Source organism: Kaistella flava (ex Peng et al. 2021), assembly GCF_015191005.1.
Lineage (GTDB): Bacteria > Bacteroidota > Bacteroidia > Flavobacteriales > Weeksellaceae > Kaistella > Kaistella flava.
Map to the genome: position 1 here is coordinate 1,553,631 of NZ_CP040442.1, position 14,696 is coordinate 1,568,326.

13 protein-coding genes are annotated in these 14,696 nt (G+C 29.5%); 5 read left to right on the forward strand and 8 right to left on the reverse strand.

Annotation, left to right across the window (positions count from 1 at the left end; translation table 11 throughout):
- Positions 1-57: 57 nt before the first annotated feature.
- The 8 genes from Q73A0000_RS07095 to Q73A0000_RS07130 form a co-directional block, all read right to left on the reverse strand.
- The gene (locus Q73A0000_RS07095; RefSeq protein WP_193813358.1) at positions 58-222 is read right to left on the reverse strand and encodes a hypothetical protein; all 165 of its coding nucleotides are present in this window, start codon (positions 220-222) and stop codon (positions 58-60) included.
- A 200-nt stretch (positions 223-422) separates the two neighbouring features.
- Complete coding sequence (locus tag Q73A0000_RS07100; protein ID WP_193813359.1) at positions 423-1,346, reverse strand: alpha/beta hydrolase family protein; 924 nt, start codon at positions 1,344-1,346, stop codon at positions 423-425.
- The gene (locus Q73A0000_RS07105; protein WP_193813360.1) at positions 1,343-1,792 is read right to left on the reverse strand and encodes a hypothetical protein; all 450 of its coding nucleotides are present in this window, start codon (positions 1,790-1,792) and stop codon (positions 1,343-1,345) included. Before Q73A0000_RS07105 ends, Q73A0000_RS07100 begins: the two co-directional genes overlap by 4 nt.
- A gap of 69 nt (positions 1,793-1,861) precedes the next feature.
- Entirely contained in the window at positions 1,862-2,053 is a 192-nt protein-coding gene (locus Q73A0000_RS07110) for a hypothetical protein (protein WP_193813361.1), read from the reverse strand.
- Between the two features lie 166 nt (positions 2,054-2,219).
- Positions 2,220-3,059: a thiopeptide-type bacteriocin biosynthesis protein gene (locus tag Q73A0000_RS07115; RefSeq protein WP_193813362.1), complete on the reverse strand. Its 840-nt coding sequence runs from the start codon at positions 3,057-3,059 to the stop codon at positions 2,220-2,222.
- Positions 3,056-5,245, reverse strand: coding sequence for a lantibiotic dehydratase family protein (locus tag Q73A0000_RS07120; RefSeq protein ID WP_193813363.1), 2,190 nt, complete (start codon positions 5,243-5,245; stop codon positions 3,056-3,058). Before Q73A0000_RS07120 ends, Q73A0000_RS07115 begins: the two co-directional genes overlap by 4 nt.
- 3 nt (positions 5,246-5,248) lie before the next feature.
- The gene (locus Q73A0000_RS07125; RefSeq protein ID WP_193813364.1) at positions 5,249-7,441 is read right to left on the reverse strand and encodes a prolyl oligopeptidase family serine peptidase; all 2,193 of its coding nucleotides are present in this window, start codon (positions 7,439-7,441) and stop codon (positions 5,249-5,251) included.
- 6 nt (positions 7,442-7,447) lie between these two features.
- Entirely contained in the window at positions 7,448-7,612 is a 165-nt protein-coding gene (locus tag Q73A0000_RS07130) for a hypothetical protein (RefSeq protein ID WP_193813365.1), read from the reverse strand.
- A 229-nt stretch (positions 7,613-7,841) separates the two neighbouring features.
- Between Q73A0000_RS07130 and Q73A0000_RS07135 the strand changes: the two genes are divergently transcribed.
- From Q73A0000_RS07135 to Q73A0000_RS07155, 5 genes are all read left to right on the forward strand, one after another.
- The gene (locus Q73A0000_RS07135; RefSeq protein ID WP_193813366.1) at positions 7,842-9,548 is read left to right on the forward strand and encodes a helix-turn-helix domain-containing protein; all 1,707 of its coding nucleotides are present in this window, start codon (positions 7,842-7,844) and stop codon (positions 9,546-9,548) included.
- A gap of 219 nt (positions 9,549-9,767) precedes the next feature.
- On the forward strand, positions 9,768-9,917 hold the full coding sequence (locus Q73A0000_RS07140; protein ID WP_193813367.1) for a hypothetical protein: 150 nt from the start codon (positions 9,768-9,770) through the stop codon (positions 9,915-9,917).
- A 66-nt stretch (positions 9,918-9,983) separates the two neighbouring features.
- Complete coding sequence (locus Q73A0000_RS07145) at positions 9,984-11,129, forward strand: hypothetical protein (RefSeq protein WP_193813368.1); 1,146 nt, start codon at positions 9,984-9,986, stop codon at positions 11,127-11,129.
- Positions 11,122-12,975, forward strand: coding sequence for a prenyltransferase/squalene oxidase repeat-containing protein (locus Q73A0000_RS07150; protein ID WP_193813369.1), 1,854 nt, complete (start codon positions 11,122-11,124; stop codon positions 12,973-12,975). Before Q73A0000_RS07145 ends, Q73A0000_RS07150 begins: the two co-directional genes overlap by 8 nt.
- Positions 12,972-14,174: a site-2 protease family protein gene (locus Q73A0000_RS07155; RefSeq protein WP_193813370.1), complete on the forward strand. Its 1,203-nt coding sequence runs from the start codon at positions 12,972-12,974 to the stop codon at positions 14,172-14,174. Before Q73A0000_RS07150 ends, Q73A0000_RS07155 begins: the two co-directional genes overlap by 4 nt.
- Positions 14,175-14,696: the final 522 nt, after the last annotated feature.

Sequence of the window (14,696 nt, forward strand, 5' to 3'; positions counted from 1 at the left end):
GTCAAATCATAAAATTAGACTATTTGTATTTTTGCTACAAATAGCCTATTTTAATTTTTACACACCAGCTGTGTTCACATCTTTTATAACAGTGTCAGTAACATAAACTGTCCCGTTAAAGGTAGTGTCAGCTCCATAAGTATAAGGATCAAATGCTAACTTTCCTCCTTTTACTTTTTGCATTTTGAATTTTTTCAACTTTAAACTTTCTAACTTTTTCATAAAATAATGTATTAAATATTCCTACTCATTAGCTTTTCGGATTCCGCTTATTTTGATTTTTCACTCACAAACCTATGTAACGAAATACAAAATTCATAGTATTTACTTTATAGATTTATAAATTGATGGTTCGAAACACGATTTTAAAATATTTATAATCAATTGGTTACGTGAATATTTTCGAAAACCTGTAATTAATACTATTTTACATATAAATAGATTCTGAAATAACTTATTATTTGGCTAATAAGGTCATTTGTATTATTGTTGATGCCATGATTAGCATCTTCATAAATCAATAATCTTGTCGAAAAATTATTAGATTTCAATGCATTAAATAAGAGGAAAGCATTATCTACATTGACCCGTTCATCATTGGCTCCGTGAATGATAAAATTCTTCAAATTTTTATTTTTTATTAATGGAATTGAAAGTAATGATGAACGCTTATCTAACTCCTTTTTAGGATTTTTTTCAAAATCGGGAATGAGTTCTTTATACAACTCATACATTTCCGGTCTGTCTTTTTGGTTTAAGTCAGCAATTCCACCAATGGTAGCATTTGCCATTATTCTATCCGTGTCTTTCAGAACCAAAAAATTGGTCATAGAGCCACGACTTACCCCCAGCATTCCGATTCTTTTTGGGTCAGCATTACTTTGATGATCAATGATTTCAAATAACTTCATCACATCTCCGATGTCTTTTCCTCCAAATTCATCTTTTCCTTCACTTCTACCGCTTCCACGTAATTGTGAACCAATAATAATAAATCCTTTTGTTGCAATTTTTGAGAGAAAATTAGTCAACACAGGTATCGTAACTGCTCCCAATTCTTTGTTCCCTCCACGATTAAAAATAATCACAGGATATGTTCCTTTCTTTTTTGGCTCAATTAGAAATCCTCTGATTGTAAGATTGTCATAGGAGGAATAATTATAGCCGTAAATATTTACGGAATCCAGATACTTGTATTCATCTTTGAAAACGGATTGTCCGTTTTTATTTTTTATAGTATATCCTTCTATTTTTCCAGGAAAGGTTTGTTCTAAATTAACTGATGAATTTTGAGCACAAAACAGTCCTGAGAATAGTAATAAGTAAACATAAAATATTTTTTTCATCTTCTCATTTTTTTAATATTTTCTATCGAATATTTTTTTGGAAACTCTTCATACCAAGTCAGCAAAGTTTCTTCTCCAAGGTTATCATACACTCCTTCATATAATTTTTCTAACCTATCTTTATGCTCTTCAATATTAAATGAATTGTTATACCAATTCTGTTGTTTTCTTTTTTCTGGTTGATGATGAATATATCTTCCAAAATTTTGTAAACAAAAAATTTCATAATCTTGGGTAAAAAGGATAAAGTTATGCCACATTTCATCAATAATCAATGTTGAGTCGTCAATAAAAACACCGTCCATTTTGTTACCTAACCAAAGCCATTTTAAAGTTTCGTTAAAAATTTTTTCTGCTTCTTCTTGTTCCATATTGTACATTACCAAAAAACGATCGACAATATCTACATTTTTATAAGCGAGTACATCAGATAAGGATTTATTCATAGTTTGATATTCTTCTATTTAAAAAAAAGGAATGGAAAACTACCATTCCTTTTTAGTTTGATGAAATTATTACGCTTGACCTGTAGTGCCACCACCAGGATTCTGTGGAGGAGTTACCGTGCATATATAACACTGTGAAAGAACTATTGGCTTTGGGCGAACAGTACAAGCGGTTCCACCATAAACTTCTTTTAAACCTTTGATTTTTTTCTTCAACAGGCTTTCAATAACTTTCTTTTTGTTTTCATTCGTTGTTTTCATAAGTAAATAAAACAATTATTTTTTCCTACTCGTTAGCTTTTCGGATTCCGCTTTTTATTTTACTTAACAAACTTATGATGAAGACTTTAAAAGTCATAACATTTACTTTTTATATTTATAAATCTACAGCATGATTTCATTTTACAAATTGCTAATAACTAATGAATTATGTCAATATTTTGTTTTCTAACATCTTCATATTATTATATCTAACCAAATAGTCATAAACAAGCATTTCAAACAACCTTTGATTAGAAATAAACATTCTATTAATGTGCATGTGGAAAATACTTGCGAAAAAAGAATCCAAAAAGTTGAAATCATATCCTATTATTTTTTCTGAGATAAGTCTAATCATTGAAGCATTTTCAAGAATTAAATTTCTAATCTCTGCAAATTCGTCAGAACTAATAAACTCCTCATATTCTGGTTTGAACTCTAAGAATTTTTTCTTCAACTGGTTATTTAGATTTTTATCTGAATTGAACTCTTTTTTAAAAGCATCATTAGAATTGGTAAACAATTTTAATTTTCCTGCTTCGGATATTTTAAACTCCGAAAGTATCAGTTCAATATAAAACAGTGAAACCATAATCTTCTCTTCATCATCATAATCTAAAAAATTCAGAACCAACTCACTGCTTTTGAAAAATAATTCCTCTGCAAATCCTATTGTATCTATACCATATCGTTCTAATTCTCTGCTATAAGTATCTATGACAATATTTGATATTTCTCCGGAATCTATAAATTCTTTTAGTTTTGAATTTATTAAATCCAAAACTATATGATAATTGACTTTATCAAATAATCGAACTCGAAATCTTAAATGTGGTTTGGTATCATTATACCGAATAAAGAACCATTTTTCAATTAGATTTTGTTTTTTTAAGTCGCCAATTAAAGGAGTTATAGCTTCCTGTAAAATAATGTCGGAAGTTTTTACTCCACAATATATTTTCAAATAGATCCATTCGCTTCCTGGAGAGAATTTTCTGGTTTTCATTTTAGATTTTCATAGAGTGGAAATATGAATTGACTCGTGTAATTTTGCTTTTTATTACAGAGGAATTCCTCAATAAAAACTTCTTTTTCGTTTTTGATTGATGCAAAAAAAAGGTTGACCAATTCCCAATTTTTAAAGTTTATTAGCAAAGTATTATCTGCCTTTACCCATTGAATCCATTGTGGAATTTGTCTTATTCCTCTCCAATTTTCGATTTCAATCATTATTTGCTCTTGATTCAAGCGTAAAAAACGTTTTATCTCTTCTGTAGAAATTTTCCATCGGGCTTTCGATAGAATAATATTGCCATATTCTACTCTTGGTAAGAATTGATAAACTTTACCTAAATCACCCCAATCAAAAGACAGTCCCGATCGAATGTTTTGAGAGCTTAAATCACATAAAAAATGGTAAACAGGCAACGAATTGGCAGAATAATTATGAGCATTAGTAAGATAAGGTACAATCTCTTTATCGTGTGATTTTGACCGAAGAAACAACCTATCGTTTTTTATAGAAAGTAATAAATCATCAACAGGAATTTGATTTTCTACAGGCAAAAGAGATTTTGCCAAATAGGGAATCTCATAGTTTCTCATTTGTGGTCGCTTTAGAATATTTCCTATTCTTGCTTCTGGAAGATGAATGATTTCCGCTAAAATTTGTTCGGTTTTTAAATCGTTTTCTTTTTTGGAAATTTCTTTAACTAAATCTCTAATTTTTGATATTTCCGAGTCAAATCTTGTTAATAATCTACCTGCATTTGCACTTCCAAAGTTCAGATACAATTTTTGAGAATTATCATCTGAAACGATTTCAGTCATAAAATATAAAGTGTCGGACAAATCATTCCATTCTTCTTCAAATTCCGGAAAATCTTCATCTGAAAGTTGTATGGAAAACTTATTTTCAGCAATTGCAGCCTGTATTTTTTGATTTAAAATAATCTGAACAGGGTTCAAACTAATGTCCAATTTCCTGTTTTTTGAAGAAAACGGGATTATTAAATCTTCTATGTAAGGATGAATGCCCGCAGATTGAACATTTTGCCTGTAACCAATTCCAGTTTCGGTATCCAACGCAAAAGCTAATGGAATTTCTTCATTTTCAAACCTTTCGTAAAATGCAACTTTGAATTTTTCGAGTAGTGAATTTTGGGAATTGTTTAAAGTAATTTTATTCAGAAATGAAATACCTTTCTTCATTTCTTTTTTCCAATGATAAGATAATCCAATTTGATTGTCAAAGTAAAGGTCAGTTTGAAAAAGATATTTTTTTTCATATTCAATGTTCAAAGTCTGAATACTTTTTTCGATTTCGTCATAAGAAGAAACCGAATTTTCAAAGCAATTGTCAAGTTTTGAAAGTTGGTTTTTGATGTCAAGCAAAATATTTTTTTCTTTCTCTGCTCCTATACGGTTCAAAATAAAAATGATTGAATCCAAAAAATCCACTCCGGAAATATTTGGTTCCATTTCACTTACAATTACCCGATTTTCAATCAATTCCTTAATATATTCGAAAGATTCTTCCGAAGTTATATTATCACTATTTAAAATTGCAATCATTTCAGGAACTGTCTTTCCTTCATTTGAATATTTCAATATTTTTTCTAATTCCTGAGAAAGAGGAGCGGAAGAAATAACATAATCTCTTTTCATTCCTTTGGATTCGTGCTCAATATATCGAATTTTATTACCAACCTTATAGATGCTGTTGTTTGGAAAAAACAAAAGTTTGTTTTTGATATCCTGAATTGAAAGTAAGTATTGTGAGAGTGCTACTGAAAAATACATATCAAATTTGGTTTCTCTCAATCTTTTCCAATCTGAATCTTTTTCAGGAAATGAATGCTCTTTATCAAAATATCCAATTCCAACACTGGAGAACAAACCAAATGGAGTGCAACGTGTACTCATTCTGTTAAAATATTTCAGAAGAGTATTTTTTAATCTATATCTTGAACTTTCATTAAAATCAATATTGCTGTCTATTAACTTTTCCATTTCCAAATACAAATCGGAAGAAGCCAAATAGATTGATTCCTTGAATGAAGTTCTTCTAAAGATTTCTTGTAATTTTTCATCATTTGTGTTTTCAGAAAAAATATTTTGAAATTCTTTATAAGATAATAGTGGTACTCTGACAACAAAATTGTCAAAAAAAGTATAAGGGAAACGTGGCATTGGCTAATCTTTTGGTTGGTAATCAGGATGTCCAAGTTGCCAAAAAGCGAATGCAAAAAGATCTCCTATATTTGCATATCTCTGTACTGCGGAATTACTAGTAGCATGGCCACCCTCATAATCAATTTTTAATAATACAGGATTAACTGAGGTATTATTTGATAATAACTTTGCAGCAAATTTCACCGAAATCCAGGGAGTAACGATAGGGTCGTTAATGCCTGCAGTAATTAAAGTCGCCGGATATTTTCCACCTTTCTCTATATGATGATAGGCATCCATTTCTTTTAAAGCCATAAATCCTTCCAAATCATTTACCGAACCATATTCCTGAACTGTGGTATTTCCAGTTCCTCCTGAAAATTCTTTTCTTAATGTATTTAGACTTCCAGATTCTATCATTATTGCAGCAAATAAATCAGGTCTTTCTGTCATTGCTCTGCCCATTAAAATTCCACCGGCACTTCCTCCTAAAAGCGCTATTTTTTTTGGTGATGTATAGTGCTGTGCAATTAAAAATTCCGTACAAGCAATTAAATCTTTCCAAGAATTGGGCTTTTTCAATTTTTGTCCGTCAATATGCCACTGTTCTCCTTTTTCTCCGCCACCTCTTACGTGCGGAACTACAATCATACCTCCTTGGTTAACCCATAATAAATAACTCAAAGAAAAATAGGGATAATAGGATTCTGCAAAAGCACCATAACCATTAATAAGTACAGGAGTATTACCATCTTTTCTAATGTTTTTATTATGAATTAAAGATAATGGGACTTCTACGCCATCATAAGATTTTATAGTAATTTCCTCAACAACAACATCTTTAAATTCTGGGTATTCAATAGTTGGAGTAAGATTTTCAGAAATAAACGAATTGGTTTGTAAGTCATATTTAAATCGTTGTTCTTCATTTGCCCAACCTGAACAGCTAATCCAAATATCTGAAAAATCTTTCCCTTTTGCTTCTAAATAAATATTTCCTGCTACAAAAGGAGTTTTTATATTAGTTTCTTTTCCATCTTTGTATAAATATAGTTTGGCTTCTACGCCATTTTTAGTTCTTGTAAAGTAAACCCCATCTTTGGTTATTTTGTAACTTGTTATTACTTCATCCTTATTTTCGGGAACCAATACTTCTGGATTTCTGAAATTGGGATTGTTCGTACTGGTTTTACACAATTTATAATTCAAAGAATTATATCCGGATAAAAAGTAAATTTCATCATTTGCTAAGCTTATGTTTTGTACCTTATCTTCTTTAGTATATAATGATTTCCAGTTTTTTTTGCCTTCTAAAAGATCTTTCTTGCTAATTATGAATGTGTTTCTAAAGTCTTCAGAATCCACTAAAATCCCTATATAGTATTTGTCATCAGAATTGAATGACAAAACAGCAGGAAACGCCGTTTTTTCTATTCTAAGATTGGGATTGTTCGGATTAGATAATACTACATTTAATTTTTGAGGATCTTGCCCTATTTTGTATAAAACGGACTGTGTATTTTTTCCATATTCTTTAGAACTGCTGTCAATGGTGGGATATGAAATATAGAAAAAGCCAGAATTGTCTTCCAGCCATCTGATTCCTCCAATATTCGAAGGATCTGTATTTGTGATAATTTCAGGATGAATATATTTTTTTCCTACGTCCATTACAATGACTTCGGAAAATTCTTTACCATTTTCTGTTAAGGAAATGGCTAATTTGCTTCCATCCCAACTCGGACTCAATAGATTGATTACAAACCGATGTTTTAATTTTTCCGTTGTACTTTTAATTGAAGAGCTAAAATTTGCTGGATCATAAAGTATTTCTTCTTTTCCATTAAATCCATTTCTGTAATATACTTTTGCCGACTTCTCACCGGCATTTGTTTTAAGATAAAAATATTTATCATTGCTTGTAATGTTTAAATCCGAAACGGAAAAACCTTGTCTTTTATCAAATTCCAATCTTTTGTTCAGATAAAAATTTTTATTTGGGATTTTATTGATTACAGAAATAGCATAATCTGTCTGAGATTTCATCCATTTAATGGTGGATAAATCTTTCAAGTTTTCTAAATTTCTGTATTCATCAACAATTTTATTGCCAAAATATTCATCTATAACTGGTAAAGATGGAGCAGGATTGCCTTTTTGAGCAACCATATATTTAGCTAAAAGACAAGCAATGATAAATATTATTTTCTGCATGAAAAATTATATTCTAACCGTAGTATCTGTTGCTTTACTAGCATTTTCAGGAAACATACAACCTGTTTTTTCCAAATCATCATCACCACCCTTTATCGATTTCAAATTAATGATTTTTGAAATTTTCACTTTGTTTAATGAAATTTTTTTTACACTTTTTTGCTTTTTCATAACGTTTTAAAATTTTATAATTATTTGTACAAATGAAACCATATTTTTCAAAACTTCAATGAGTTGTATTTATAAATTTATAAATATATAACAATAAAAAAGTCTTTATTTAGCTTAATTACAGGGAATTACACCGAATAGCTAAGGTTGTTGATTCTTCTGAATATAGCTTATGCATTCTGAGTAATTTTCCTATAATAAAATGGTATTTTTGCAAAACTATTAAATTATGAAAAATATGAGATATTTTTTCCTTTTGTTCATTGGATATTGCAATCTACTATATTCCCAAAATAGTTTATTTGAAAACTTGAATAAATATTCCTACGAAGAATTAGAAAATAAATTTTATAGTTATAAGGATAATAATGAAAACGAAGAATCTCGAATAATTGCAGAGTTTTATATTAAAAAAGCAAAGAAAGAAAATAAAGATAAAAAGTATATAGCCGAAGGATACGTACTGAATCATTACAATAAAGACTTACCGGTCGCATTAAAATATATAGATAGTTTAGAGATAATCAGTAAAAATTTACAAGATGAAATATATCCAGCTCGAATTTATTTATTTAAAGGCATGCTATATTATAACGCTGATAATCTAAAGTTAGCTCTAGAAAATTATGTTACTGCATTAAAATATGCAAAAGAAAAAAAGAACACACGACAAATTGCAATTGCAGATTTACAAATTGCATATTTGAATGGTTATATCGGGAAACCACAGGAAGCCGCTAAGGTTTTGAAGTACTATTATGACAATTCAGGTTCTTTAACAAATGAAGACATACAACACATCCAAATAAATTTAGCAAGTTCTTATTTGGATATTGATGAATTTGGAAAAGCAGAAAAATTAATAAAAAATGGTCTTCATTATACGCTAAAAAATAATGAGTATGTAAGATATAATAGATATTTATCCTTATCGGGACAGTATTATTTATTAACGAAGCAATATCCTAAATCAATTGAAATATTAGAAAAGACCAAAGCCTATTTTTTAAAAAATAATATTGATTTGGATGCTAATTATGCAATGTTGTATTTAGGACAATCTTATGCTGAATCAAAAAACAAAGACAAAGCTGTAGAAAATTACATCAAAATTGACTCTATTGTTCAAAAAACAAATAATACTTTTCCGGAACTTCGGGATGTTTATAGTTATTTAATTGATTATTATAAAGAGAAAAAGGACAAAGAAAAACAACTTTATTATATTGATAGATTTCTTAAAATCAATTCCATTTTAGACACCCAGTTCAGATATATTTCTCGTGAGCTTCCGAAAAAATATGATATGCCAAAACTTTTATCTGAAAAAGAAGAGATTATAAAAGAATTAAAAAACAAAAAATATTTATCTTATACTACTATAGGAATATTGTGTTTGCTATTGATATTCATTATGATTCTGTTCGTTAAGGCAAAAAGAAAAGAAAATGAATATAAAGAAATTGCGCGAGACCTCATAAAGTCTGTCAGCGAGAAAAGTCATTCTACTGAAAATAAAACTGAAAATGAAGTCATTGCTAATCAAGAAATTTTTGATTCTGAAAAAAATAAATTGCCAGATGAAATAGTAGAACATATTTTAAAGGAATTAAAAATGTTTGAGGAAAAAGAACAATATTTAAAAACTGGTATTGTAGTAGACAATCTTGCTAAAAAATTTAAAACTAATTCTTCCTACCTATCTAAGGTAGTAAACATATACAAAGAAAAAAGTTTTCCCAATTATTTAAACGATTTGCGTATTGATTATGCTTTAATCAGATTAGTAAACGATAAAAAGTTACGTTCTTATAATTTTTCAGTTATAGCCACTGAATTTGGCTATAATAATGAACAAGCATTTGCAAATGCGTTCAAAAAAAGAACAGGAACAACTCTTTCTACATACTTGAAAGAGATTGAAAGCCAGCCCTAATATTTCTTAAGCAACTTCATTTTATGTAACTGATTTTTAGTTATTTACAGTTATTTTAATTTATGAATTTAGAGAATAGATTTATAAATCTACAATCCATTTGATTTTTTTACGATCTAAATATTTTTATGTTTGTGTCAGATAAAGGGAAAAAATTGTAGTCCTTTTTTATCTAAAACAAAATATATTAATTATTAACCTTTTAAAAAATCATTACTTATGAGCACAGAAAAATTGACTCAAGATGAAAAGTTTGAACTTCTAAATGAATTTCAAATGGAAGAATTGGAACAAAGATTTGAAATGACTTCAGCTGCGGCTGTTGAAGATGGCGGAGAAATAACTGTTGGTGTTAGCTGGACATTTTAATAGATTCCAAAACTTAGGATTCTGGTAAGTTTACTTATCAGAATCTTTTTTTAATTAAATTAAAGTATGCCTAATTTATTTATATTTTTATTTTTTTTCTGTATAACTAATATTTATGCTCAGAAAAAATATAAAACAATTGACAGTGAGACAAAAGAAGTCATAAGTAATGTTACAATAACTACAAATGACAGACAGATTTATTACACTAACACGGATGGAGAGGTTTTGATTCCTGAACATGTAACAACCTTTACAGTCACTTCTGCATTATACGAAAGCTATCTCGTAAATAGTAACCAGAAAGAGACAATTATAGAGTTGAATCCTAAAGTAAAAGAAATTGCAGAGGTAACTATATCAAAAAAGTATTCTTTATACCAAATTACACAAAGTGTTATGGAGAATTATGATAAACTCTATTATAGTGAACCTGTAATCTATAATGCTAAACTGATGCAAAAGACATATTTTGATAACAAAATCAATCATCTTTTTATCGCTGATATTGATATATGGGAAAAAGACGGAAGTTATAAGTTAGGACTTAGCGGAGCAATGGCTAACCCAAAGAAATTTTTACAGATTTCATTTGATAAAATTAAATATTTCAGGACAAAAATGGTAGATAAATCATTGGGAAATGATGTGCAATTCCGTACATTCAATAGGTTGCTGTTTTTTAATTTTAATTTGGCATTTGCATTCAAATATACTAATGAAAACAGCTATACTTCAACCTATGAAAAAATTTCAAATGATGAACTTTTAATAAAATTTAAGTCTGGATACTTAGAAAAACAAAAGGCAGCTATTACGGGGGAGCTTATTTATAACACCCAGACTAAGGCTATTACTTATTTGAAATGGACTGCGGATCAAAATTTAGAAGGAAATACTAAATCGAGTTCTAAAGTACACAGTTCCCAGTTTTCATCAGAGTTTCAGCTTTCTCGCTATCAAGATAAGTACATCCCGAATGTACTTCAATATGCTGGTGGAGGGTATATTACAGATGAAAAAAATATAAAAATGCATACCTATTCTGCCGAAGGAAGTGTCCAGTTTGGCAAACTTACTCCATCCACCGACAAAGGTTTAGACAATGCTTTAGATTTGACTAAACCCCTAACATCTAATATTCAGAGTAATGTTAGTAATTTGTCTGAGGTATTATTATCCAAAGAAGAACAAAAGTTTATAGATGAGTAGTCCACAAAAAAGTCCTGACTTTTACCAGAATTACGCATCACAATTTTATAGCTATTACAAAGAGATCTCTAAGAAGACAATCGAAGAACTGGATATAGCAGGATTTGCGATATATCAATCAGCGATGAGATTAGATAAAATTATCGATGATAAGGATACAACAGAAATTCTCTCCGCTTTAGCTTTACAAGAAGATGCAATAAAGATTTTAACATCTATTTTTAATAAAGATAGTAAGTTTTGGAATCTATGGAATCTTAGAAAAACAGAATTTCATGATGCTATATCTCTGGAAAAATCTCTTTGGGAAAATCCAACTTTTGAAAGATATCAAGATGTTGCTGATAAAAAGTCTGCTTTTGGAAAAGTGGCTATTGACTGCTTATTTTTACTTTCGGAAAGTTCCAATAAAGAAATTTATAATTTACTGCTTGAATCACACAGGTATTTTTCAATAGGTTTTCAACTGCATGATGATGTTAAAGATTTTAGTGAAGATTTCAATAAGAAACAATTTAATTGGGCAGTTTATGAATTATCCAAAATTGTTGACTACTCAAAATATAGCAATGATGTAGTATTGCTTAATAAAGTGCTCTATGTAGAAGGTGTTGGAGTAAATATCCTGAATAAGTCCATAACATATTTTGAGAAAGCTAAAGAAATTATTAATGAATTATCAGAGGCAAGTTTATGGTGTAATACTATTGATCGGTGTAAACACTCCATTCAACTGTATAAAAATGTTACAGAAGGATATATAAAAACGATTCAGGAAAAAGCTAAAATCAGAAAAAAGATTACGGATGGAGAGTTCTTGGATTTAAAGGATATTACCAATCAAGTCTTTTCAAAAGGATTAAATGTAATAAAGTCTGATTATTTTCATAATTACATAGACTTAAAGCACATTATGTACTTAGGGAGTGTAGATGATTTTGAAAATGATACAGATGTTCATTCGTCAGACACCTTTCAGAGAGCTTTACTGAACGATTGTTTGTTGGAGATTACGCAACACTTTAATATTGATACTGGAGATTTCTTTGAGAAAGAAAATCAATATTTAGTTGACAGGCAAAATAATGATAGTGTTGGTGCATGGTCTTATTTTCCGACCGTTCGGGAGATTGCATCAGATATTGACGATCTGGGGCAGATTATGCAACAATTTATGAAGACTAATCACTATGAATTGGTGGATAGATATTGTCTGAAAGCCATTGATACAGCCATATCCGATAGAACAAATGACAATGGAGGTATAGAAACCTGGATTATCCCTAAAGAGAACCTTACTGAAAAGCAACAAAAACAAGATTGGTGCAATTCCACCAAATGGGGGAAAGGTCCTGATGTAGAAGTCGTAGCCAATTTTGTATATGCTCTTACATTATTTAATGCTGAAAAATATAAACATACTATAGAGAGAGCTATTGATTATATTCTTTCCGAGCAAAAGGAAAGTGGTTTTTGGGAGAGTAGGTGGTATTATGGAAAGTTTTACGGAACCTATGTTTGCCTAAGATTGCTTTGCCAGTTTCCTGATCAATATCAGTCGGTTAAGCAAAGAATAAAAAAATTCTTGAAAGATTCTCAGAATGAAGATGGAAGTTTTGATGAAAAACAATATAATATTCTATCAACCAGTTTTGCAATTTTCTGTTTAAATCTACTTCAATCTCCTGAATTGAACGAGATAAAACAGAAAGCCCAAAAATACTTATCAGGAAATCAACTTCATGATGGGAGTTGGAAGGCAGAAATACTTATCAAACCAAAAGCCAGCGAACCTTACAGCAGCAAAACACTTACAACGATTTACGCTTTAAGAGCTTTATTATGATGGATGAAAACGTTTTGTACAAATTATCATCAGATATTGAGTTTTCTAAATTCAGTGAGAAAGAATATTTGTTATACAATCAAAAGCTTCATACATATACAAAAATTAGCCAGAAATATTACGATTTATTAGGTTTAGCAGATGGAAAAAGGACTTTGATAGCAATTCGTGAGGAGTTTCAAGAAAGACACAATATATTGTTGTCTGATAATCAAATTGTTGCGCTTTTTAATCGTCTCAAAAAACAGGGTGTTTTTGGGTATGATGACTCAGTAAAACAGCGGGTAAAAATTCCGAACTATATAAAATTTGGGTTTATTTTTCTTAAATCTAATATGGTTTCCAAAATAGTGCCCTTTTTGAGCTTTCTCCTCAGGAAAAAGATATACATTCCATTGATGATTTTCGGCATTATTGTATTTTGTCTTAATCTTTACTCCAATTATTACCAATATAGAGAGTTAAATATTGTGAAGATTTTCCCTTATTTCGTGGTATTAATCTTTGTAAGCATTATTTTTCATGAATTAGGTCATGCTACGGCAGCACATTATTATAAAGCCAAACATGGAGGCATTGGTTTTGGATTTTACTTATACTTCTTGCCTGTTTTTTTTGCTGATGTTACCGATATATGGAGATTAGAGAGATGGAAGCGAATTATAGTAAATAGTGCAGGGGTTTATTTTGAAGTTATTTTTTGTTTAATTTTATCAATTATAGGCTTTTTTACAAAGAATCATGTTTTACAAATCTTAGGCTTAGTAATTTCGGGAAAGGCTCTTTATAATCTATTGCCTTTTTTGCGAGCCGATGGGTACTGGATATTATCTGATCTATTCAATAAGCCAAATCTTAATTTTCACTCATTTAATAATTTGAAAATAATGGTTACTTCCTTGTTAAAAGGAGTACGGCTTAAATTTGATAAAGTTGATTATTTTATTGGGTTCTACGGATTGTTCAATATATCTTTAATTGGTTTTTTTTTCTATTATCAGATTGTTTTAAACGGAAAATCGATAATTTATTTTCCCAAAACAATACAAGGTATCCTCACTTCACTTGCTGATAATCAATCTTCCATGAGTTTCAGGGAACTAACCAAGTGTGTATCGATATTGGTATTCTATATAATTTTTATCAAAATTTTTACAGAATTGGCTAAAAAAGCTTTTAAATCTATCCGAAAGAAATAACAGTGTAACTCCGAGAGTACCGAATGATTTACTCCTTTTGAAAAATTTTTGACATTCATTTTTGAAGAAAATGGACGTCTAAAAGGGGCATCTTGTATCTCAAAAAAACTCAATTTTCTGAATGTTCTGTACGGTAAACTCTGCGCAAAACATTCAGAAATAATTATATCATTGTTTAAGTATTAAATATTGCTTTTATAATATTTCAGATTTACAGGTTTATATAATCATTGAATTATATGTAATTGTCTGTTCAGACTCTTAGTAACTTTTTTTTATTTAAACTTGTTTAGAGCCCGTTTAAATTTCATCAAATTAATTTCCCCAACCCTAGTTCTTGACTGAATTGAAAAACAAATTTACAAAAATAAATATCAATTTTTTTTGGAAATCAACACAGAATCTAAAGGGAGTAATTTTGATGAAATTTTTAAGGCATTTTTCCACCCTTTAAGGTTGGGGAAAGAAAAATGTCTTTAAAATTTTATTTATGAATAATTTTTAAACAGGCTCTTATATTTG